This window comes from Kineosporia sp. NBRC 101677 (genome assembly GCF_030269265.1).
GTDB lineage: Bacteria > Actinomycetota > Actinomycetes > Actinomycetales > Kineosporiaceae > Kineosporia > Kineosporia rhizophila.
In genome coordinates this window covers 872,307-894,468 of sequence record NZ_BSTA01000002.1, presented here as the reverse complement: position 1 = coordinate 894,468, position 22,162 = coordinate 872,307, and the positions used below count along the sequence as shown (strand labels likewise).

Below are 22,162 nucleotides of genomic sequence, written 5' to 3'. Positions count from 1 at the left end.
CCAGGCCGGTGCGCAGCGACTGGGAGGGGTTGTCGGGTGTCCGAGCAACCAGGTGGGTGGACGGTCCCCGGCGGCGAACCGGAGAAAAGGCCGAGCCCGCCGCCGGTCGAGGAGACCTCCCAGAAGCAGGATTCCGCCCAGGGGCAGGAACCCTCCCAATTAACGGACGATGTTCCCGCCTCCCGGCCCGAGGTGGCCTCCCAGCCTGGTCGGCCGGGGTGGGGGCAGGCGCCCAACCCTCATGAGCAGCAGGCGCAGGCGGGCTGGGGAGCGCCACCGCCGGGGTGGGGGCAGGCGCCGGGGGCTGGTGGGCAGTCCGCTCCGGGGCAGCAGGCTCCTGGGCAGAACAGTGCTGGGCAGCAGGCTCCCGGTCAGCAAGCTTCCGGGCAGAACGGCCCCGATCAGAACGGCGTCGGGCAGGCATCCGGGCGGGACGGCGTCGGCCAGGCATCCGGGCAGGACGGCGTCGGCCAGGCTCCCGGGCAGAACAGCACCGGCCAGACTCCCGGGCAGAACAGCACCGGCCAGACTCCCGGGCAGCACGGCTCCGGGGAGCAAGCTTCTGGGCAGAACAGTGCCGGGCAGAACGAGCAACTACAGAACCCTTCCGGGGAGCAGCAGAACGCGGCCCCGCAGCCTTGGGGAGGCACCGCCCCCGGGCAGAGTGCCCCTGGGCAGAACCCGTCGGGGCAACCGGCGGGCGGTCCGCCGCCCGGCTGGGGCGGTCCGCAGGGTCCGCATGGTCAGCAGGGAAACAACTGGAGCGCGCCCCAGCAGCCGGGCGCCTGGAACTCCCCGCCCCCGGGCGGCAACGACTGGAACTCCCCGCCTCCCGGCGGCAACAGCTGGAACGCTCCGCCCCCCGGGGGCAACAGCTGGAATGCTCCGCCGCCGGGTAACGGTGGCTGGAACGTCCCCCCACCGGGCAGCAACAGCTGGAACGCGCCCCCGCCGGGCAGCAACGCGTGGAACGCTCCCCCACCGGGCAACGGCGGGTGGGGGGCTCCGCCGCAGCAGGGCGGCTGGGGCTCGCCGGCGCCGGGGCAGCCCGGCTGGCAGCGCGGCATGGGCCGGGGCGCGGGCATCATCCCGCTGCGTCCGCTGAGCATCGGCGAGATCTACGACGGCTCGATCCGCGCCATCCGCGCCAACCCGCGCACCATGGTCGGCTTCTCCGCCGTGGTCGGCGCCGTGATCGCCCTGCTCGGCACCCTGCCGCAGGCGTTCGCCTTCAACACGATCCTGAACAGCCCGCTGAGCACCGGCACCGCCGACCCCAACGACATCACCACCGGCGACGTGGCCGAACTGATCGGCGCCGGTGGCCTGTCGGTGCTGATCGGGCTGGTCCAGTCGGTGCTGTCCACCACCATCATCACCGGCCTCCTGATCGTCGCGGTCGGTGCGGCGGTCCGGGGTGAGGCCCTGGCGCCCGGGGCGCTCTGGCAGCGCGCCCGCCATCGGCTGTGGGCGGTGCTCGGGCTGGCCCTGCTGCTGCTCGTGCTGGCCCCGCTGATCATCGCGCTGAGCATGGCGCCGGGTGGGCTGCTGCTCTTCCTGCTGCCCGACGACATCTGGATCGGCGCGGTCGTGCTGGTCGTCGGAACCTTGCTCGGGGTGGTCGCCTACGCGGCCTTCTACCTGGGCTTCTGGTCGGTGGCGGCACCCTCGCTGCTGCTCGAGAACCTGGGCGTGGTGGCCGCTCTGCGCCGCTCGTTCCGGCTGGTGCGCGGCACGTTCTGGCGGGTCTTCGGGATCAGCCTGCTCACCGCCGTGATCGCCTACATCGTGCAGCAGATCTTCGCCGTCCCGTTCAGCCTGATCGGCACGATCCTGGCCGAGCTGGCCGACTTCACCGGCATGTCCGGCGCCGTCGTGCAGCTGCTGATCGCCGACATCGGCACGATCCTGGCCGGTGCGGTGGTCTATCCGTTCACCGCCGGGGCCGTCGCCCTGCTCTACCTCGACCTGCGGATGCGGCGGGAGGGCATGGACGTCGAGGTGCTCCGCTCGGAGCAGCTGCGGTGATCTTCTTCCCGGTAGCCCTGCCGGTGGTCCTGCCGGCCGAGGTCCCGGTCGACCCCGACCGGCAGCAGGCCCGGCAGTGGGTGCTCGAGGAGCTCTCGCGCAAGGAGTACCAGGACGCCCGGCCGAGTCTGATCGAGCGGGCCCTGGAGTGGATCCAGGAGCAGTTCGCCAATATCCAGCCCGGTTTCGGCTCCCCGGTCCAGATCACCGTCACGGTGCTGGCGATCCTGGCGGTGACGGCCGCGGCCTTCGCGATCTGGCGCTCCGGCGGGGTGGGCCGGCAGTTCCGGCGCAAGGCCCCGGCGGTGCTGCCCAACTACGTCACCAACGCGGCCGACCACCGCGCCGCGGCCGACAAGCACGCCGCGGCCGGTCAGTGGGGCGATGCCGTGCTGGAACGCTTCCGGGCGATCGCGCGCGAGCTGTCCGAGCGCACGCTGGTACCGGCCACTCCCGGCGCCACGGCGACCGAGGTGGCGCGGGACGGTGGGCGTGCCCTGCCTTCCCTGGCGGCCGATCTGCGCACGGCTGCGCGGCATTTCGACGACGTGTGTTACGGCCATCTGGAGCTGACGGAGTCGGCGGGGACGGAGGCCGACCAGTTCCTGCGGGGGCTGGACGAACGGGTGCGCACAGCCAAGGCCGAAACGGTGGCGCCGGTATGACGCAGCCCGCAACACAGACCCCGCCCCCCGCAGAGCCGGCATCGGAACCATCGGTGCCCACCCCGTCCTTAAAGCAGGATCTTCGTGGGCTGGCCGCCCGCTGGCGTTGGCCACTGACGGTCGCCGCGATCGTCGTGGCCGCCGTCGCCCTGGTCGCGCTGACCGTGCCCACGTCGGAGGACGGCCGTCGGCTGAGCCCGGAGAACCCTGCCCCCGACGGTGCTCGCGGGCTGGCCCAGGTGCTGCAGCGACAGGGCGTCGAGGTGGTCTCGGGCGACCGCTCGGACGAGGTCACCGAAGCCACCACGTCGGGCAGCACCCTGGTGGTCACCGACACCACGTTGCTGGCCCCCGAGCAGCTGAACCGGCTGGCCCAGGACGATGCTTCGCGGCTGATCCTGATCGAGCCGGACGAGATCGCGCTCAGTGTGCTCGCCCCGCAGGTCCGCGCAGCCGGCTACAGCAACCGCACCGACGAACGGGCCCCGGGCTGCTCGGTCTCCGCGGCGGTCACCGCCGGCGCGGTACGTGGGGGCGGGCAGCTGTACGCACGCTCCGGCGGATCCACGGCAGGGGGAGTCACCATTTGCTACCCCCAGTCGGACTCGGACGACACCTCCGACGTGGACAGCACCACAGAGCGAGGCTCGTACGTAGTCACCGCCGCCGGGGGTAAGCAGGTCGTCGTGGTGGGCCAGTCCGACCTGCTTACGAACGAATACCTGGCCGGGCAGGGCAATGCGGCGCTGGCTCTGCACACTTTCGGGGCCCAGCCGGACCTGGTCTGGTACATGCCCGATCCGCTGGAACAGGTGGGCGCCGGCCAACGGCAATCGCTCACCGAACTGCTGCCCGACTGGGTGCTGTGGGTGGGCATCCAGCTGGCGCTGGTGGCGTTGCTGGCCATGGTCTGGCGGGCTCGGCGGTTCGGCCGGCTGGTCGGCGAACCGCTGCCGGTAATCGTCCGGGCGGCCGAGACCCAGGAAGGCCGGGCGCGGCTCTACCGGCAGTTCCACGCCCGCGGGCGGGCCGCCTCCACCCTGCGCACCGCCAGCCTCCGGCGCCTGGCCACCCGGCTCGCGGCCCCCGCCGGGACCACCCCCGAGCAGCTGGTGGTCCTGGTCGCGGCCGCCACCGGCCGCAATCAGTACGAGGTCGGCCAGGTCCTGATCGGCCCCGCCCCGGACTCCGACGGCGCCCTGGTCGAGCTGGCCGACCGGCTGGACGAGATCGAACGGGTCGCCGGCGTCCCGCACGACCCCACCCGTAACCGTTGATCACCTCACGATCTGAGAGGCTCGCCTCGTGACCGACTTCCCGACCACCCACTCGGGGTCCCACCCGCAGGCACACGCCCAGGACCGGCCCGGTGAGGCCGAGGCCGCCCGGGAGGCCCTGAGCCGGGTCCGCCACGAGGTGGCCAAGGCCGTGGTGGGCCAGGACGAGGCGGTGACCGGGCTGGTCATCTCACTGCTGTGCCGCGGCCACGTGCTGCTGGAGGGGGTGCCCGGGGTGGCCAAGACGCTGCTGGTGCGCTCGCTCTCGGCGGCCCTGCAGCTCCAGACCAGCCGGGTGCAGTTCACCCCCGACCTGATGCCCGGTGACGTGACCGGCTCGCTGGTCTACGACAACCGCAGCGGCGAGTTCTCCTTCCGCGACGGCCCGGTGTTCACCAACCTGCTGCTGGCCGACGAGATCAACCGTACGCCGCCGAAGACCCAGGCCGCCCTGCTCGAGGCGATGGAGGAGCGGCAGGTCACCGTCGACGGCCGGCCCCGCCCGCTGCCCGACCCGTTCGTGGTGGCGGCCACCCAGAACCCGGTGGAGTACGAGGGCACCTACCCGCTGCCCGAGGCCCAGCTCGACCGTTTCCTGCTCAAGGTGCACATGCACCTGCCCCCGCGGGACGTCGAGCTCGAGGTGCTGGCCCGGCACGCCGCCGGTTTCGACCCTCGCGACCTGGCCGCCGCCGGTATCCGGGCGGTCGCCGGTCCCGCCGACCTGGCCGCCGCCACCCGGGCGGTCCGCACCGTCGAGATCAGCCGCGAGGTCATGGGTTACATCGTCGACGTGGTGCAGGCCACCCGCTCCTCCCCGTCGCTGGCGCTGGGCGTCTCTCCGCGTGGTGCCACCGGCCTGCTCAACACCTCCCGGGCCTGGGCCTGGCTGCAGGGGCGCACCTACGTCACCCCCGACGACGTGAAGGCGCTGGCCCCGGCCACGCTCCGGCACCGGATGCAGTTGCGCCCCGAGGCCGAACTGGAGGGCGTCACCACCGACGGCGTACTGGACAGCGTGCTCGCCAGCGTCCCCGTCCCCCGCTGACCGGCGTGACCATCAGCGGGCGCGCCGTACTCCTGGCCGCGATCGGTCTGCTCCCGGTCGGGTTCTGGCCGGGCTGGGGATCGCTGCTGGGCTGGGCCGGGCTGTTCGTCGTACTGGTCGCGGCCGATCTCCTGCTGGCGGGCTCTCCCCGGGCTCTACGGGTGCGCCGTGAGCCGGTGGCCACCGTTCGGCTGGGTACCGCCACCACCGCGTCGTTCGTGCTCACCAACGCCGGGCGCCGCAAGGTACGGGGTTCCCTGCGCGACGCCTGGCAGCCCTCGGCCGGAGCTGAGGTCGACCGTCATCCGGTCGATCTTCCGGCCGGGCAGAGCCGCCGTCTGGCCACAACTCTCACCCCCACCCGCCGGGGCGACCGCCGGGCCGGTGAGGTGACCGTGCGCAGTTTCGGCCCCCTCGGCCTGGCCGCGCGTCAGTTCTCCCTTCCTGCCCCCGGAAGCGTGCGTGTGCTGCCGCCTTTCGGTTCGCGTAAACACCTGCCCAGCAAGCTGGCCCGCCTCCGAGAACTCGATGGACGCACGTCGCTACGGGTTCGTGGTCAGGGCACCGAGTTCGACTCGCTGCGCGACTACGTCGGCGGCGACGACGTGCGTTCGATCGATTGGCGGGCCACCGCGCGACGGGGGCAGGTAGTTGTGCGTACCTGGCGCCCGGAGCGCGACCGCCGGGTGCTGCTCGTACTTGACACCTCGCGCACGTCGGCGGCCCGGGTCGGCGACGAACCCCGGCTGGACGCCGCGATGGATGCCGCCCTGCTCCTGGCGGCACTGGCTTCCCGCGCGGGTGACCGGGTGGACCTGCTGGCGATGGACCGCAGGGTGCGGGCCCGGGTGGAGGGCGCCGGTCGCAGCGATCTGCTGCCCCGCCTGGTCACCGCGATGGCCCCGGTGGAGGCCGACCTGGTCGAGGCGGACTGGGCGGCGATCGTCTCCACCGTGCTCTCCCGGATGTCCCAGCGAGCGTTGGTCGTGCTGCTGACACCGCTGGAGGGGGCCGCGATCGAGGAAGGCCTGATGCCGGTGATCGGCCGCCTCTGCTCACGGCACCGGGTGGTGGTGGCGTCGGTCGCCGACCCCCGGATGACCGCGATGGCCGACGGCCGTGGCGATGCGTACGCGGTGTACGGAGCCGCCGCTGCGGGCCGGGCCGAACTCGACCGCACGGCGACCACGGCAGAACTGCGGCGGATGGGTGTGGACGTGGTCGACGCCTCGCCCGAGGAACTGCCGCCGCAGCTGGCCGATCGCTACCTGGCGCTGAAGGCCGCCGGTCTTCTCTAGACCTTGGCCAGGAAGGCCAGCACCCGCTCGGTGAGCAGGCCGGCGGCCGACTCGTCGTACTCCCCCAGGCTGCCGTCGGCGAACAGGTGCGCCGATCCGGGATAGACGAAAACCTCGGCCTGGTAGCCCGTCTGGATCGCGAACTCCCGGGCCGCGGCCAGATCGCCCGAATCGGCGAACTCCGGGTCCGCATCCATGCCGTGCACCTGCGCCGGGATGCCCGGCCAGGTGCCGAACTCGGACGGTGGCACGAAACCGCTCAGGAAGAGCGCCCCTTTCGCCCCGGGACGGCTGGTGGCCAGCTTGGCCACCGGCAGGACCCCCAGCGAGAACCCGGCATACACAAGATCTTCCGGAAGGTCCTGGGCGGCGGCGACTCCGCGCTCGGCGATCACGTCGAAGCCGGTCGAGCGGGCGTGCGCCACCCCCTCGTCCAGCGTGCCGAACGTCTTGCCCTGGTACAGGTCTGGCGTGTGCACCGTGTGCCCGGCCCCGCTCAGCGTGTCGGCGAACTCACGCACCCCGGAGGTCAGCCCCTGGGCGTGGTGGAACAACAGAACTTCGGCCATCACTGGCTCCCCTCGAACGTCTGTACGGTCCGCGCCTCACCCTCCCACAGCCCGTCCGTGCTTTACCACCACGACTCAGCCGGGGTGCCCGCCGACCGTCCGGCGCGCGGCGGACGTCCCCAAGAGGGCCTCGTAGTCGGCGCGGGTGAGCGGCCGGGTGATCAGCGACCCGCCCGGTTCGGGGGCCGGTACCGTCTCCCCGTCCTGGATCAGGCTCACTGCCCGGATACCCGTCACCGAGGTCAGGCTCAGCACCACCTGCCCGACGGCCAGGGGCACCTCCTCGGCCGCCAGCACCTGCACACTGGCCGGCCACTCGACCACGGCCACGTCCTCTTCCCCGTCGAGCGAGGTCAGCCGTAGATCGGTGCCCGCCGGCAGACTGGACCGGAGCCCGCGGTTGCGCTCGGCCGTGCTCGGGCCGACCGCCAGCTCCTGCAGGACTTCGGTGGCAACCGTCTCCGCAGCTCCGCCCGGCACCGTCCGGTCGACCAGAGTCAGCGCGTCGTCCGAGGCCACCCAGGCGATCGGCAGCGACAGCTCACCCTGGACCGGTGACGGTGAAACCGCACTGCTGGTGGTCGGTCCGGGTTCGAGAAGCCCGTACGGCACCCGGTCGGCGTCCAGCACCTGGGCCTGACCGTCCTGCGGCACACCGCACGACGCCAGAGCCAGCACCACGGCCAACCCGGACAGCGTTCTGCACCAAGGCTTCACGGGTGAACCTCCGCCGGTTTCGCCCGACGGGGCAGCACGAGGACGAACCGGGCACCCCCGCCCGGCGCGTCTTCACACCACACCGCCCCCCCGTGCCGTTCTGCGGTCTCGGCCACCAGGCTCAGCCCCAGCCCCGATCCCGTCTTCGTACGTCCAGTGCCGTCGGCCCGGGCGAAGCGCTCGAAAATCCGCTCCCGGTCGGCCTCGGCCACTCCGGGCCCGGCATCGTCCACCACGATCTCCGCCGTCAGGCCGGTGAACCTCAACGTCACCGAGGTACAGCCACCGCCGTGCCGCTCGGCGTTGTCGACCAGGTTCATCAGGGCCCGGCCGATCGAGCGGCGATCGGCGAGCACCTCCAGGTCGTCGGGGGCCCGTTCCGGCCCGTGGTCCAGGTGCAGCAGGCTCTCCGAGCGGCCCGACTCGGCCAGCGCGAACCGGGCCAGCTCGTCCAGCCGGGTCGTGGTCAGGTCGACCGGCGAGGTACCGGCGTCCATCCGGGCCAGTTCGAGCAGGTCCTCCACGGTGTTACGCAGTCGCTGCACCTCGGTGTCGATCACGTCGAGCAGCTGGTGCGAGCGTTCGGGCAGATGCCGGCGCTGGGTGGTCAGCGCGTGCACCGACGTGGTGAGGGCGGTGAGCGGGGTACGCAGTTCGTGGCTCACGTCGGCGGTGAAACGGCTCTCCCGCTCGATCCGGCTGGCCAGTGCGTCGACCATGGCGTTGAACGACCCCACGATGCCGACCAGTTCCGGATCGCTGGTGGGAGGCAGCCGAGTAGCCGTACGGCCACCGGCGATGGCCGTCGCGGTCTCGGCCACCCTGTCGAGCGGCCGCACCACGCGGCCGGCGACCACCCAGCCCAGCATCGCCGCACCCACTGCGCAGACGCTGGCCACCAGCAGCATCACGGTGCGCAGAACGTCGAGGGTGTCGTCCAGTTCGTCGACCGAGGAGACCTCGAACACGGCCGCATCCACCGCGGGCAACGGTGTTCCCACCACGATCGAGCGCTGACCGCCCACGGTGGCCCAGGCGAAACCGGGCTGCCCCTCGACGACCAGAGTGCGCAGTGACAGCGGCAGATCCTGGTTGCCGGGGGCGAGAGCCGAGGAGTACCACTCCAGACCGACCCGCAAAAGGACGTATGTGCCCTCTCGGGGAGCCAGGTCACCGACCGCTTCGGCCGGGGACACGCCCGCTGTGAGAAGGCGCTCCCGCAGGACGGCGGCATCGGCGTAGGCCTGACGGGAGGCTGACTGGCGACGCTGTTCCAGCAGGTACTCCCGAGCGATCAGCAGCGTTGCCCCGGCCAGCACCATGGCCACCGCGACCGCTCCCGCCCCGAACGCCAGAGCGGTCCGCATGCGCAGGCCCGAGCGACGACGGCGGAACCGGAGGCGCCAGTTCATCCCTGGTCCAGGCGGTATCCCAGACCGCGCACGGTGACCACGATGCGAGGTGTGCCGGGATCGGGCTCGACCTTGGCCCGCAGCCGGCGGATGTGGACGTCGACGATCCGCTCGTCACCGAAGTATCCCCTGTCCCAGACCTTCTCGAGCAGCTGCTGACGGCTCAGCACCCGCCCGGAGGCCGCCGCGAGCTCGCAGAGCAGCCGGAACTCGGTGACCGTCAGGTGCACCGGGGCATCGTTGCGGCGCACCTGGCCGGCCTCGGGGTAGAGCACGATCTGGTCGCCGAGCGCGATCTGGGTACCCCCGGGGGCCTGGCGGTCGGGGGTGAGCACCCGACCGCGCCGCCGCAGAGCCCGTAGCCGGGCAGTGACCTCGCGGACCTCGAAGGGCTTGGTGACGTAGTCGTCGGCTCCGGCCTCCAGGGCGGCGACGATGTCGTAGGTGTCGCTGCGTGCACTGATCACCACGATCGGCACGTCCGACTGCTCGCGCACCCGGTGGATGAACGTGGTGCCGTCCATCCCACCGAGCATCAGGTCGACCAGCATCACCGTGAAGTCCTCACCCCGGGCGTGCTGCAGCGCCGTCTCGGCCCGCTCGAACTCCTCGACCTCGTAACCCTCGTCCTCGAGAACCAGGCGCAGCGCGAGCCGGATGCTGTGGTCGTCCTCCAGCAAGAGCAGCCGCATGGACCCATCGTGCCAGCCGGCGCCGGCGCTACCGGCCGACTGTCGGTCACCGGCGGATCGTCACGAAACCGCAAAGAAGCCGTCCACCCGTTCGCAAAACGCCTCGAGCAGGCTCGACGCGTGGTGTTCGAGGCAGGCAGGCGAACTCCCGGCCGCGCGAAGAACGGTCTCCGCGCGGTCCGGGTTCCGACTGCGCCCAGCCCCACGGCCGCCGACGGAGCCGGCCGCGAGCCCGTGTCGGTCCGGCTCGGCGAGCCGATCCGTTCCGCGGACGTCGCCGGGCTGCGGGCCGGGGTGGCGACGGCACTGCGATCCCCGTCGCCGACGGTCGTCGTCGACGTCTCCGACGTACGCCGGCTCTCCTCCACCACGGTGACCGCCCTGCTCTGGGCCCAGCGGCGCTGCCGGGCCCGGGGTGGGGCCGTCCTGCTGCGTGGACTCAGCCGGCAGGGTGAGCGCAGTCTGCGCCGCAGTGGCCTGGACCAGGTGCTGGCCCACGAACCGCAGTCCGAGGAACGGCGGCGAGCCACATGATCGATACCGTGCGCGCATCCCGGCCGTCCTACCCGTGGGCCCGGCCGGCCGGAGAGGGCTGGGAACCACTGATCCTGCAGCGGGACCCGGCCGTCGCGGTAGCTCTGCGCACCACGACCGGGCTGCGCCTGGTGGTGTGCGAGGCCCAGACCGAGGGGGATGCCGACCGGCTCCGGTCGAGGGTGCTGGACCGGGCCATGGCGGTGGCCGGTCTGTCCGAACTGGCCGAGGAGTTGCGGCGCGACCCGGACGAGGCCGCCTCTGGGGTGGCGGTGGCCGACCTGTCCGACGACGGCCTGCTCACCCTGCTCGTGCACGACGCCCCGCCGGCTCTGCTGCTGAGTCCGGGGCGGCCGGCCCGGCTGCTCGGGGACATGGGGGCACGGCGTCAGATCGGGGAGCGGCTGTCCCCGGCCGACCTGCTGATCGTGAACTCGGCCGGAGCGCTCGAGCGGCCCAGCGGTCTGCTCGGGGCGATCAGTACGCGGGTGCCGACCGGCCCGGAGATCGAGCACGTGCTCGACGCACTGGTCGCCCGGCCGGGCGCCGGCGCCACGGTCTGCCTACGCCGGCACGTCTGAGGTCTTCGGCGCCTTTCAGCCTGCGACCGGGCGGACGTCCCCGGCGAGTTCGGACGACAGGTCACCGGTCTCGCCGGCCAGGGCGGCGGGCCGGCCGAAGCGCCAGACATAGCCAATGAACGCCGCCCACACCACGAAGCCGATGGCGATGCGGGCCCAGGTCGGCAGCGGGGACGGGGTCACGAAGGCCTCTACCACGCCGGACACCAGCAGCACCACGACCAGGCCGATCGCGATCGTCACCATGGCGCGGCCCTCCTCGCCGATCGCCCGCGTCCGGCTGCGCGGTCCGGGATCGACCCAGGCCCAGAACACCTTGAGCCCGGCCCCGGCGGCCACGAACACCGCGGTCAGCTCGAGCAGGCCGTGCGGGGTGATCAGGCCGAAGAACAGCCCCAGCCGGTCGTTCGCGGCCATCAGCCCGCCGGTCAGCCCGATGTTGACGGCGTTCTGGCCGAGTACCCAGAGCACGCCCACACCGGTGATGCCGAGCACGAAGCACAGCGCGGCCACCCAGGCGTTGTTGGTCCACACCTGGACGGCGAAGCCCGAGGCCGCGTTCTCGGAGTAGTAGTTCTCGAAGTCGTTCTGGACCAGCTGCTGGATCTGCTGCTCGGTTCCGACGGTGGCCTGCACCTCGGGGTTGGCCGCGACCCAGGCGCCGAACGCCACCGCGACCACGGCCGTGCCCAGCGCCGCGCCGAGCGCCCACCAGCGCGACCGGTACACCGCGGCGGGGAACGAGACCGCTGCCATCCGGGCGAACTCGCGGATCAGCGGCTCGTTGCCCCCGGCCACCGCGGTGCGGGCCCGGGCCACGGTGCCGGAGAGCCGGGCCACCACCCCGGCGTCGGGCGAGAACGAGCGCACGACGGAGAGATGGGTGGCCGCCCGCTGGTACAGGAGCACCATCTCGTCCACCTCGGCCCCGGAGAGCCGGCGCCGTTTCGTCAGCCGGTCCAGGCGGTCCCAGTCGGCCGAGTGCACCGCGACGAAGGCATCCAAGTCCACGGTTGCGAGCCTAACCGGGAAGACTGTCGTAGGCCCCACGTAGTCTGGCTCCTGTGATCACAGACCCGCTCGCCCCGCTGCCGGAAGAGTCCGGTGCCGCCGTCACCGGCCTGACCGGCGTCGACGAGCTGGACTTCTCCGACGAGCTGATCACCGGTGAGGCGGTGGTCCTGGAGCTGCGGCCGGCCTCGTTCATCACCCGGGCCCTGGCCGTCACCGCCGACGTGCTGGTCACGGTCGTCGGCATCCTGCTGCTCTACTGGCTCTTCTACGCCACCACCGGCGAGATCGACCCGGCTGCGGGCAGCGCGCTGGGCCTGGTCGCCACCCTGGCCGTGCTGATCGGCATCCCGATCCTCATCGAGACCCTGACCCGGGGCCGGTCCCTGGGCAAGTGGATGGCCGGTCTGCGGGTGGTCCGCGACGACGGCGGGCCGATCCGGGCCCGGCACGCGCTCATCCGCGGTCTTCTCGCGGTGCTGGAGATCTACTGGTCGCTGGGCGCCGTCGCGCTGGTCGTCTCGCTGCTCAACAAACGCGGCAAACGCCTGGGTGACCTGGTTGCGGGCACCTACGTGATCCGGGAACGGCAGCCCCGCCAGCTGCCCGCCGCCGTCCAGATGCCGCCCCACCTGGCCCCCTGGGTGCGCAACGCCGACCTCGGTCGCCTCCCCGACCCGCTGGCCCGCGCCTGCCGCCAGTTCCTGGCCCGCGCCGACCGCCTCGCCCCCGAGGCCCGCCAGCGCCTGGGCTGGTCCCTGGCCGGTCAGGTGGGCGAGCTGGTCGCGCCCCCACCCCCGCCCGGCACCCACCCCGAAGACTTCCTCGCCGCCGTCCTGGCCGAACGCCGCGAGCGCGACTTCGCCCGTCTCTGGCGCGAGTCCCAGCAGCGCGCCGCCCGCCGGGCCAGCCGCGCCGCGGCCAGCCCCCTGTCGGCCACAGGATTCGGCCTGCCTGACAACGACTGAGCGGGCAACGACTGAACGGACGACGACAGAACCAGCGGAGTCCACCAGGGCCGGCCGAGGACGTCCGGCGACGCCCCGGGGTCTAGTCCGTAGCACTGGTCGCCGGGGCTGCGGTTCGGGTGCCGCGCAGCCAGCGTTCGGCGTTCGGCGTTCGGCGTTCGGCGTTCGGCGTTCGGCGTTCGGCGGCCCAGGGTCTAGCCGTAACGCTCGTCGCCAGGGCTGCGGTTAGGGTGCCGCGCAGCTGGCTTCCGCGTCCGATGCCCCGGGATCTAGCCGTAGCGCTCGTTGCCGGGGCCGTGGTTCCGGGTGCCGCGCAGCCAGGTTCAGCGTTCGGCGGGCCTGGGATCTAGCCCCAGCACCGGTCACCAGAGCCGTGGTTCCGGGAGCCGCACAGCCGGCTTCAGCGTTCGACGACCCGAGATCTAGCCCCAGCACCGGCCACCAGAGCCGTGGATCCGGGAGCCGCACAGCCGGCTTCAGCGTTCGACGACCCGAGATCTAGCCCCAGCACCGGCCACCAGGGCCGCGGTTCCGAGTGCCGCGCAGCCAGGCTCAGCGTTCGACGGGCCGGGATCTAGTCCCAGCGCCGGCGGTCAGGGCCGTGGTTCCGGGAGCCGCACAGCCGGCTTCAGCGTTCGACGACCCGAGATCTAGCCCCAGCACCGGCCACCAGAGCCGTGGATCCGGGAGCCGCACAGCCGGCTTCAGCGCTCGACGACCCGAGATCTAGCCCCAGCACCGGCCACCAGAGCCGTGGATCCGGAAGCCGCACAGCCAGGCTCAGCGCTCGACAGGCCGGGATCTAGCCCCAGCACCGGCCACCAGAGCCATGGACCCGGGAGCCGCACAGCCAGGCTCAGCGCTCGACAGGCCGGGATCTAGCCCCAGCACCGGCCACCAGGGCCATGGACCCGGGAGCCGCACAGCCAGGCTCAGCGCTCGACAGGCCGGGATCTAGCCCCAGCACCGGCCGCCAGGGCCGTGGTTCCGGGAGCCGCACAGCCAGGCTCAGCGCTCGACGACCCGAGATCTAGCCCCAGCACCGGTCACCAGGGCCGCGGATCCGGTTGCTGCGCAGCCGGTTCAGCGTTCGACGGCGAGGAGTGCATCGACCCCGATAGTTGCTGCTTGATCCGGTGCTGCACGCACGGGATGGTTCCCGAAATGCGGTGCTGCACGGACGGGATGGGCCCCAACGTGCTGTCCACGATGCGTGACGCCGGCTGGGCCGCGTCGGGGTCGCCCGCAGCCAGGTCACCGAAGAAATTGGCCTGAGCTCGGGGCGCGCTCATCAGGCCGCCCGCAGCCGCCTGAACTCCCGACCGGTGGTCGATGCGCTTCCCAGCGCGCGTCGTAGAGCGCGGACGGCCACGGCCACGAGTTCGTGGACCGACCAACCCGTCTCATCGCAGGATCCCTCTGGCCACCGCCTGCCTGGGTGTTGAGGCTTGTTCCTGCTGCTGGCTTGCCCGGGCAGGCAGACAATGGGGCAACAAAGTCGGGCTCTAGCAGGCTTTATTGCCCCGTTGTCCTAAGTCCGCCAGATCGAAGAACCCCGAGCGGGGGCCCACCCGACAAAACCGCGCCGGGCGCGCCCCCTCCCCGCGGGGAAGAGACGCGCCCGGCCAAGCCGATCCAGGTGCCGAGGCAGGATCAGTAGCGGTAGTGGTCCGGCTTGTACGGGCCCTCGACGTGCACGCCGATGTACTCGGCCTGCGCCTTGGTGAGCTCGGTGAGCTTCACGCCGAGCGCGTCCAGGTGCAGCCGCGCCACCTTCTCGTCCAGGTGCTTGGGCAGCACGTAGACCTGGGTCTCGTACTCGTCGCGCTTGGTGAACAGCTCGATCTGCGCGATCACCTGGTTGGCGAACGAGTTCGACATCACGAAGCTCGGGTGGCCGGTGGCGTTGCCCAGGTTCAGCAGGCGCCCCTCGGACAGCACGATGATCGAGCGGCCGTCGCTGAACGTCCACTCGTGGACCTGCGGCTTGATCTCGGTCTTGGTGATGCCCGGGATCTTGGCCAGGCCGGCCATGTCGATCTCGTTGTCGAAGTGGCCGATGTTGCCGACCACGGCCTTGTCCTTCATCCCCTGCATGTGCGTGGCGGTGATGACGTCGAAGTTGCCGGTCGTGGTGATGAAGAAGTCACCCTGGGCCAGCACGTCCTCCAGGGTGGTCACCTGGTAGCCGTCCATCGCCGCCTGCAGCGCGCAGATCGGGTCGACCTCGGTGACGATGACGCGGGCGCCCTGGCCGCGCAGCGACTCCGCCGCGCCCTTGCCCACGTCGCCGTAACCGCAGACCACGGCCACCTTGCCACCGATCAGGACGTCGGTGCCGCGGTTGATGCCGTCGACCAGCGAGTGACGGATGCCGTACTTGTTGTCGAACTTCGACTTGGTGACCGAGTCGTTGACGTTGATCGCCGGGAACAGCAGCGTGCCGGCCCGGTACATCTCGTACAGGCGGTGGACGCCCGTCGTCGTCTCCTCGGTGACACCCTTGATCTCGGCCGCGATCTTGGTGAAGCGGTCCGGGGTGGCGGTCAGCGAGCGGCGCAGCACCTCGAGGATGACGCCGTACTCCTCGCTGTCGTCCTCGGTGGTGGCGGGCACGGCGCCGGCCTTCTCGAACTCGACACCCTTGTGCACGAGCAGCGTCACGTCGCCGCCGTCGTCCAGGATCATGTTCGGGCCCTGGCCCTCACCCCAGTTGAGGATCTGCTCGGTGCACCACCAGTACTCCTCCAGGGTCTCGCCCTTCCAGGCGAAGACCGGCACACCCTGCGGGTTCTCGGGGGTGCCGTTGGGGCCCACGACGACCGCCGCGGCGGCGGTGTCCTGGGTGGAGAAGATGTTGCAGGAGGCCCAGCGGACCTCGGCGCCGAGCGCGGTCAGCGTCTCGATCAGCACGGCGGTCTGCACGGTCATGTGCAGGGAGCCGGTGATGCGGGCGCCGGACAGCGGCTTGCTCTCGCCGAACTCGGCGCGCAGGGCCATCAGGCCGGGCATCTCGTGCTCGGCGAGGCGGAGCTCGTGGCGGCCGGTCTCGGCCAGCGAAAGGTCGGCGACCTTGAAGTCGAACGTCATACCTTGTCCTTCGGCATCGTCGGATGCGGCTGGAAGACGGGGATCACCCGGTTGAGATCCAGTCGCAGGTGGGCGGGTCTGAGGCATGGCGGTGCAGGCCCTCGGAAATGCCGGGCAGGGTGAACCCGGTGAGAACGTGCGCCTTGCCAGACCCGGCGCGGCCCCTCTAGGCCGTCGGCATCACCTACGCCGGAACACGGTCCACGATAGCAATCAGGTCACGGTTCGCCGATCCGCCGGTCCGGTTTGGTTGTGCTCACCTGTGCTCACCGGGTCGCCCGAACAGCGGACGCGGGTGGTCACCCGGGCTGTCACCTGCGCCTGCGTCGGTCAGGACGAGGGCGAGGAGGCCGGGAAACCGTTCGTCGAACTCCGCGCGCCGCAGCCGGATGGTGCGCCGGGCGCCCTCGTCGCGCTGCTCGAGGAGTCCGGCCTCGCGCAGCACGGAGAAGTGATGGCTCAGCGTGGCCTTGCCCACGCCGACCTCCAGCGAACCGCACGGCAGTTCCCAGTCACCGGCCCGGGCCACGCAGCGCACGATCGAGAGGCGGACCGGGTCGGCCAGGGCGGTGAGCGCCGTCTCGATGCTCACGTCGTGGGGATGGACGTGCTGCGGTGGGCGCCGGCCGCCCACCCGGGGTGTCGTGGACATCGCCCCTCCCCTGGAACCGTCGCGCTGGAACCGGGGTCAGCCGGTCGGACGGCCAATCCTAGGCAGTGCGCCGTCAGGGAGCCGGGGTGACGCCGGAACGGCCGGCCTTGCTGTAGCCGGAGGCCCCCGGCAGGTGCCCGGGGGCGGGATCGGCCTCCGGCTGCAGCGGTGGCTCGGTGTACTGCCCGTAACGGGAGTGCTCGTTGGTGCCGGCGACCGCCTTGACCGCCTGGGCGGAACTGATCACCAGGGCGCCGACCAGGGCCAGCGAGGCGACGACGACGACCGTGGCGGCCAGCCGGGACCGCCGGGACCAGCGGCCGAACCAGCCGAAGCGCTGCGGCTCGGCGCCGTCGGGGTACTGCGTCCAGCGGTCCGGCCGGCGGCCCGCCAGAGGATGGTCGTGCGGCAGGACAGGTCGGAGCGTGCGGGGTGCGGGATGAGCGCGCACGACGGCCTCCTGACTCGAAGTGACAGATATCTGAACAAGGTGGGGCTGCGGATCGGCTCCGACGCTACCCACAGAACCCGAATCGACGGTCAAATGCCTGCTAGGCCAGCGTTATCGGCGTCCACATCGTTAAAGCACTCCTATGTCAACGGCTACCCAGCCACAAAGACCGACGACGTGCCCCCCTGCACCATCAGGGGGACACGTCGTCGTAGGGCCTTCTCGTCAGTTCGCCGGGACGCCGGCCGGCCCACCGGTGCCGCGAGCGATGTCGGGCTCGAGGAAGATCAGCTTGGCGGTCGGGACGGCGGCCCGGACCCGTGCCTCGGCCTCGTCGATCGCCTCGGCCACCTCCACCGCCGACTCCGTCGGCACCACCGCGATCTTCGCCGCCACCATCAGCTCCTCCGGCCCGACGTACAGCGTGCGGATGTGGATCACCCCGTGCACCCCGGCCCCGACCAGGGCGGTCTTGATCCGGTCCAGGTCCTCGGCCGAGGCCCCCTCGCCGACCAGCAGCGAAGACGTCTCCAGGGCGAGGATCACGGCCACCGCGATCAGCAGCAGACCGATCATCGCGCTGCCCACCGCGTCCCACCGGCCGTCGTGCGTGGCCAGCGTCATCCCCACGCCGAACAGGGCGAACACCAGACCGGTGAGCGCCGCCGTGTCCTCCAGCAGCACCACCGGCAGCTCCGGCGACTTGGTCTCGCGGATGAACCGCCACCAGTTGCGGCCCTCACGGTGCGGGGTGGCCTCGTGCACGGCGGTGCGCAGGCTGAACCCCTCCATCGCGATCGCCGCCACCAGCACGGCCACCGGGACCCACTGCCAGTTCTCGATCGGCTCCGGGTGGTCCCACTTGTGCCAGGCCTCGTAGAGGGCGAAGAGGCCACCCACGCTGAACAGGATCACCGACACCAGGAAGGCGAACAGGTACCGGGAACGGCCGTAGCCGAACGGGTGCTCCTCGTTCGGCTTCTTCTTCGCCCGTCGGCCACCGACCAGCAGCAGCACCTGGTTGCCGGAGTCGGCCACCGAGTGGATGCCCTCGGCCAGCATCGAGCTGGATCCGGTCAGCCCGAAGGCGACGAACTTGGTCGCGGCGATACCCAGATTGGCGGACAGTGCCGCGATGATCGCCTTGGAGCCACCCTCGGTGGACATGGTTCGTCGTTCTCCCGCCTCTACACAGCTGTGAGCGGGAGAAACGTACTACTTGCCCAGGGACACCGAATGTCGAGAGGGGGCTATTGCGTGCGGTCGCGCAGGTCGGCCACGTGTGGCGAGGTGAGCGGGTCGATCCCGCCGGCCAGCGCCATGTAGACCGAGGCGAAGTCGGTGAGCGAGACCAGGTCGGCCAGCCGCTCCAGCGGATGCCCCGGATCGGCCGCCACCTCGGTGACCCGCACCCCGGCGTCCTCGGCGGTGAGCCGGACCGCGTCGGCCGTGCGGGCCGTCTCCAGCCACGAACCGTCGGGCCGGTCGAGCGTGGGAGCCGCGTCGCGCAGCAGCAGCAGGCGCATCTGCGGGCCGGCCGCCGGGATGTCGTCGAACTCCGGGTCGGCGAAGATGTCCGCCTCCGGCCGCCGGGCCAGGGGGCCGTCGAAGGTGGCGACCACGTCACCCGCGTCGTCCGGCAGGGCCCCGCGCATGGCCGGGACGCGGGCCGTGCGGGCCAGCATCGAGACCGCGCGCAGAGCCGCCACCCCGGTCACGTCGCCGTCACCGAGCACCACGGGCATGACCCCGGAGAGCTCGAGGGCCAGCGACTTGGCCGGGTTGACGAAGGCGTCGGACGAGGGCCGGTACTTGTCGGCCTGGGCGTCCAGCCGGTTCGCGACCCGCTCCAGCACCTCGGTCGAGGCGTCGGTCAGGCCCAGCTCGTGGGCCACCGCGACGACCGGCACGGTCAGCGACCACAGCGCCATCCGGGAGGCCCGGGCGGCCGGGGTCTCGTTGCGCGGGACGGCCACGTGCACCCCGCCGGTGCGCTCGGAGACCTCGGCGAGCGGCGAGCGGGGAGCACCGACCGTGAGCAACCGGCAGCCCCGGCGGGCGGCCTCGGCGGCGAGCCCGAGCGGGCCCGGGGCCCGGCCGGACATCGACACCGCCACGACCAGGTCGAGCGGCCCCACCCAGCCCGGCAGCGGCAGACCCCGCCGGACCGAGACCGGCACCGGGGCGCTGCTGCCGGCCATCAGGATCAGGATGTCGCCAACCACGGCCGAGCCGCCCAGGCTGGCCACCACGACCGCGCGCGGGCGGCCGTCGGCCACGATCTTCGCGATCTGGGCCTCGGCGGTGGCGGACAGGGCCATCCGGACCTGCGCCCCGGCCATCGCCAGGGCCCGCAGGCTGCCGGAGGGGTCGGCCGCGGCCAGGCCGTCGGGGTCGTCGAGCAGCTGTTCGTCCAGTGCCATCGCGCAGATTCTCCAGCGAAGCCGTCGGTGCAGTTCAGAAGCGGGCGGGCCGGCCCCTCACCGTGGTCAGGACCGGGTGCGGGCCTCGTCCACGAGCAGCACCGGGATGCCGTCGTCGACACGGTAGGCCAGGGAGCAGCCGGTGCACTGCAGCTCGGGCGAACCTTCGGGGCCGGTCCCCTCGGCCAGGGTGGAACGGCAGCTCGGGCAGCGCAGGATGTCCTGCAGCCAGGATTCGATAGCGGTCACCGGCTCATCCTGGCGCATCCCGTCGTCAGCTGGCGACCTCGGCCGCCCGGACCAGACCGAGCACCTCGTCGCGCAGCGCCGCCATCACCGCCGGGTCGGCGGCCTCGGAGTTCAGGCGCAGCAGCGGCTCGGTGTTGCTCGGGCGCAGGTTGAACCACCACAGACCGGGGTAGCTGCCCTCGCCGGCCGGGGCGTCGGCCTCGTGGCTGATGGTCAGGCCGTCGAGCCGGTCCACCACCACGCCCGGGCGGCTCTCGAAGGCCTTGGCCACCCGGGCGGTGGCCTCGTCCACGTCGGAGACCACCGAGTTGATCTCACCGCTGGGCGTGTACCGCTCGTACTGCGCGACCAGCCCGGACAGCGGGCCGTCCTGCTCGCCCAGGGCGGCCAGCACGTGCAGCGCGGCCAGCATGCCGGTGTCGGCGAACCAGAAGTCGCGGAAGTAGTAGTGGGCCGAGTGCTCGCCACCGAAGACCGCGTCGTGGTTGGCCATCTCGACCTTGATGAACGCGTGACCGACCCGGGTGCGCACCGCCTTCGCGGCGTTCTCGGCGATCACCTCGGGCACGGCGCGGGAGGTGATCAGGTTGTGGATCACCGTGGCCTCGCGGCCGGCGGCGCGCTCCTTGGCGATCTCCCGGGCGGCCACCAGCGCGGTGATCGCGCTCGGGCTGACCGGCTCGCCGCGCTCGTCGATCACGAAGCACCGGTCCGCGTCGCCGTCGAAGGCCAGGCCGAGGTCGGCGCCGTGGGCGGGCACGGCCTTCTGCAGGTCCAGCAGGTTGGCCGGGTCGAGCGGGTTGGCCTCGTGGTTGGGGAAGGTGCCGTCCAGCTCGAAGTACATCGGGACGATCTCGAGCGGCAGTTCGGGCAGGCCGATCGCGGCGCCGAGCACGGCCGGCACGGTCAGGCCGGCCATCCCGTTGCCCGCGTCGACCACGATCTTCAGCTTGCGGCGCGAGCCCAGCGGCACCAGGCCGCGCAGGTGCTCGGCGTAGCCGCGCAGCGTGTCGCGCTCCCCGACGGCCGGGCGGGCCGGCTCGTCGAGCCCCCAGGCCGGGTCGTCGAGCAGCTTCTGGGCCAGGTCGCGGATCTCGGCCAGACCGCTGTCCAGGCCGATCGGGCGGGCCCCGGCCCGGCACATCTTCATCCCGTTGTAGCTGGCCGGGTTGTGGCTGGCGGTGAGCATCACACCCGGCGCGTCGAGGGCGCCGCTGGCGTAGTAGAGGCCGTCGGTGCTGCACAGGCCGATCATCACCACCTCCCCGCCCTCACCGGTGACGCCGGCGGCGAAGGCCTGCGCCAGGGCCTCGCCCGTGTCGCGCATGTCCCGGCCGATCAGGACCCGGCCGGGCCGGCCGTCCGGGGTCGGGGAGAGCACCGCACGGGCGAACGCCGATCCCAGGGCGCGCGCGATCCGCTCGGTCAGCTGAGTGCCGACCAGGCCACGGATGTCGTTGGCTTTGACGATTTCGGTGAGCTGAGCCACCGGGGAAGGCTATCTGAGCCGCCACCGGCCCCGGGCCCGGAACGGACACGACCAGGTCTCGTTGGCGCGGTCCGACCCGTTCGGACGGGCCGGACCGCCACAAACGTCCTTTATCTAGTTCTTTCGGGCCTTGTCGAGCACGGAGGCGACGCTCAGGGCGTCCCCGCCGTGCTCCCAGGTGCGGTGCTCGCAGCGGTGGCAGGAGGTGAACTCCACCGGGGTGCCGTCGGTCAGGTTCATCGAGAGCCGGGTCACCCGGCTGCTGCCGCAGGCCTGGCACTGGATCTCGGACCGGTGCTCGCGCTGGGTCAGCGACCCCAGCGGGATCGACGGGCCCGCCGTACGGCCGCGGCGCCGGCCACGGGTCGGCGTGGTTGCTGCCGACGAGGCCGAGTCCGCTGTGGAGGCCCGGGACTGAGAAGTCATGGAGGGGAGATCCTTGCTTCGGACGACAGGGGAAGTGACCCACGCCGGGTAGTCACCCGAACGCAGGCTGCTGCGATGCTCCCTGTCATTCGGCGAGTCACACCGGCACCTTGAGTCACCGGAGTGTCCTGACATCCCACCCGGACCGGCGCCGAAGCAGCGAAATGCGGACTTCTCAGGTGAGGGGTTCGCCCAGGATCGGATCCTTCAGAACGCGCAGGTGCCCGCGCCGCCCGACCTCGACCGTGGACAGCTCGGCGTCGGCGTCGGGCGGGAGCTCACCGGCCGGCGGGCGGGCGGCCTCACGCACCGCGTCGGCCAGGGCCAGCAGGTCGTCGTGCGAGGGCGGCGGCGGGACGAACTCCCCCGGTGCGAGCCGGACGATCTCCCAGCCGCGAGGGGCGGTCAGCCGCTCGGCGTGCACCGCGCACAGGTCGTAGCAGTGCGGTTCGGCGTACGTGGCCAACGGGCCGAGCACCGCCGTGGAGTCGGAGTAGACATAGGTGAGCGTGGCGACCGCTACCCGCTGGCAAGCGGTCCGGGAACAACGGCGCACTCCACTCACGATTGAGAAGTTACTCC

General features: G+C 71.9%; 22 protein-coding genes. 8 read left to right on the top strand and 14 right to left on the bottom strand.

Annotated features, from left to right (window positions below; all coding sequences use genetic code 11):
* Positions 1-36: 36 nt before the first annotated feature.
* The 5 genes from QSK18_RS09390 to QSK18_RS09370 all read left to right on the top strand — a co-directional run bounded on the left by QSK18_RS09390 (position 37) and on the right by QSK18_RS09370 (position 6,316).
* Complete coding sequence (locus tag QSK18_RS09390; protein ID WP_232809162.1) at positions 37-2,028, top strand: hypothetical protein; 1,992 nt, start codon at positions 37-39, stop codon at positions 2,026-2,028.
* The gene (locus QSK18_RS09385) at positions 2,025-2,693 is read left to right on the top strand and encodes a DUF4129 domain-containing protein (RefSeq protein ID WP_285617825.1); all 669 of its coding nucleotides are present in this window, start codon (positions 2,025-2,027) and stop codon (positions 2,691-2,693) included. Before QSK18_RS09390 ends, QSK18_RS09385 begins: the two co-directional genes overlap by 4 nt.
* A 53-nt stretch (positions 2,694-2,746) precedes the next feature.
* The gene (locus QSK18_RS09380; RefSeq protein WP_232809164.1) at positions 2,747-3,970 is read left to right on the top strand and encodes a DUF4350 domain-containing protein; all 1,224 of its coding nucleotides are present in this window, start codon (positions 2,747-2,749) and stop codon (positions 3,968-3,970) included.
* 118 nt (positions 3,971-4,088) lie between these two features.
* Entirely contained in the window at positions 4,089-5,018 is a 930-nt protein-coding gene (locus QSK18_RS09375; RefSeq protein ID WP_269809665.1) for an AAA family ATPase, read from the top strand.
* Between the two features lie 5 nt (positions 5,019-5,023).
* Complete coding sequence (locus QSK18_RS09370; RefSeq protein ID WP_285617823.1) at positions 5,024-6,316, top strand: DUF58 domain-containing protein; 1,293 nt, start codon at positions 5,024-5,026, stop codon at positions 6,314-6,316.
* On the opposite strand, the gene QSK18_RS09365 is transcribed toward QSK18_RS09370, so the two are convergent.
* From QSK18_RS09365 to QSK18_RS09350, 4 genes are all read right to left on the bottom strand, one after another.
* Complete coding sequence (locus QSK18_RS09365) at positions 6,313-6,885, bottom strand: dienelactone hydrolase family protein (protein WP_232809167.1); 573 nt, start codon at positions 6,883-6,885, stop codon at positions 6,313-6,315. The genes QSK18_RS09370 and QSK18_RS09365 overlap by 4 nt on opposite strands.
* Positions 6,886-6,960: 75 nt before the next feature.
* Positions 6,961-7,602 (bottom strand): GerMN domain-containing protein, encoded by a 642-nt coding sequence (locus QSK18_RS09360; protein ID WP_285617822.1) that lies wholly within the window; start codon positions 7,600-7,602, stop codon positions 6,961-6,963.
* Positions 7,599-9,014, bottom strand: a complete 1,416-nt coding sequence (locus QSK18_RS09355; protein ID WP_232809169.1) for a HAMP domain-containing sensor histidine kinase — start codon at positions 9,012-9,014, stop codon at positions 7,599-7,601. The genes QSK18_RS09360 and QSK18_RS09355 overlap by 4 nt, the downstream gene beginning before the upstream one ends.
* Complete coding sequence (locus tag QSK18_RS09350; RefSeq protein WP_232809170.1) at positions 9,011-9,706, bottom strand: winged helix-turn-helix domain-containing protein; 696 nt, start codon at positions 9,704-9,706, stop codon at positions 9,011-9,013. Before QSK18_RS09350 ends, QSK18_RS09355 begins: the two co-directional genes overlap by 4 nt.
* 120 nt (positions 9,707-9,826) lie before the next feature.
* On the opposite strand from QSK18_RS09350, the gene QSK18_RS09345 reads away from it, so the two are divergent.
* Together QSK18_RS09345 and QSK18_RS09340 are read left to right on the top strand one after the other, a co-directional pair.
* Positions 9,827-10,240, top strand: a complete 414-nt coding sequence (locus QSK18_RS09345) for an STAS domain-containing protein (RefSeq protein ID WP_232809171.1) — start codon at positions 9,827-9,829, stop codon at positions 10,238-10,240.
* A gap of 8 nt (positions 10,241-10,248) precedes the next feature.
* Positions 10,249-10,821: a hypothetical protein gene (locus QSK18_RS09340; protein ID WP_232809172.1), complete on the top strand. Its 573-nt coding sequence runs from the start codon at positions 10,249-10,251 to the stop codon at positions 10,819-10,821.
* A 15-nt stretch (positions 10,822-10,836) separates the two neighbouring features.
* Here the strand turns inward: QSK18_RS09340 and QSK18_RS09335 are convergent, their stop codons facing one another.
* Positions 10,837-11,832 carry a stage II sporulation protein M gene (locus QSK18_RS09335; RefSeq protein ID WP_285617819.1) on the bottom strand — a complete coding sequence of 332 codons (996 nt, stop codon included), beginning with the start codon at positions 11,830-11,832 and terminating at the stop codon, positions 10,837-10,839.
* Positions 11,833-11,885: 53 nt separating this feature from the next.
* Here QSK18_RS09335 and QSK18_RS09330 point away from each other — a divergent pair, with 53 nt between their 5' ends.
* The gene (locus QSK18_RS09330; protein ID WP_232809174.1) at positions 11,886-12,800 is read left to right on the top strand and encodes an RDD family protein; all 915 of its coding nucleotides are present in this window, start codon (positions 11,886-11,888) and stop codon (positions 12,798-12,800) included.
* 1,653 nt (positions 12,801-14,453) lie between these two features.
* On the opposite strand, the gene ahcY is transcribed toward QSK18_RS09330, so the two are convergent.
* From ahcY to QSK18_RS09285, 9 genes are all read right to left on the bottom strand, one after another.
* On the bottom strand, positions 14,454-15,890 hold the full coding sequence (gene ahcY / locus QSK18_RS09325; RefSeq protein WP_285617817.1) for an adenosylhomocysteinase: 1,437 nt from the start codon (positions 15,888-15,890) through the stop codon (positions 14,454-14,456).
* A gap of 256 nt (positions 15,891-16,146) precedes the next feature.
* Positions 16,147-16,542, bottom strand: coding sequence for an ArsR/SmtB family transcription factor (locus tag QSK18_RS09320; RefSeq protein ID WP_232809177.1), 396 nt, complete (start codon positions 16,540-16,542; stop codon positions 16,147-16,149).
* Positions 16,543-16,615: 73 nt separating this feature from the next.
* On the bottom strand, positions 16,616-16,993 hold the full coding sequence (locus tag QSK18_RS09315) for a hypothetical protein (protein ID WP_285617815.1): 378 nt from the start codon (positions 16,991-16,993) through the stop codon (positions 16,616-16,618).
* Between the two features lie 225 nt (positions 16,994-17,218).
* Positions 17,219-18,160 carry a cation diffusion facilitator family transporter gene (locus QSK18_RS09310; RefSeq protein ID WP_232809179.1) on the bottom strand — a complete coding sequence of 314 codons (942 nt, stop codon included), beginning with the start codon at positions 18,158-18,160 and terminating at the stop codon, positions 17,219-17,221.
* An 83-nt stretch (positions 18,161-18,243) separates the two neighbouring features.
* A complete protein-coding gene (locus QSK18_RS09305) occupies positions 18,244-19,416 on the bottom strand; it encodes an SIS domain-containing protein (RefSeq protein WP_232809180.1) in 1,173 nt (390 codons plus the stop codon).
* A 66-nt stretch (positions 19,417-19,482) separates the two neighbouring features.
* Entirely contained in the window at positions 19,483-19,665 is a 183-nt protein-coding gene (locus QSK18_RS09300) for a Trm112 family protein (RefSeq protein ID WP_232809181.1), read from the bottom strand.
* 25 nt (positions 19,666-19,690) lie between these two features.
* Positions 19,691-21,154 (bottom strand): phosphomannomutase/phosphoglucomutase, encoded by a 1,464-nt coding sequence (locus tag QSK18_RS09295; RefSeq protein WP_285617811.1) that lies wholly within the window; start codon positions 21,152-21,154, stop codon positions 19,691-19,693.
* Positions 21,155-21,268: 114 nt separating this feature from the next.
* Positions 21,269-21,580: a hypothetical protein gene (locus QSK18_RS09290; protein WP_232809183.1), complete on the bottom strand. Its 312-nt coding sequence runs from the start codon at positions 21,578-21,580 to the stop codon at positions 21,269-21,271.
* A 175-nt stretch (positions 21,581-21,755) separates the two neighbouring features.
* A complete protein-coding gene (locus QSK18_RS09285) occupies positions 21,756-22,145 on the bottom strand; it encodes a DUF3499 domain-containing protein (RefSeq protein WP_232809184.1) in 390 nt (129 codons plus the stop codon).
* Positions 22,146-22,162 lie beyond the last annotated feature (17 nt).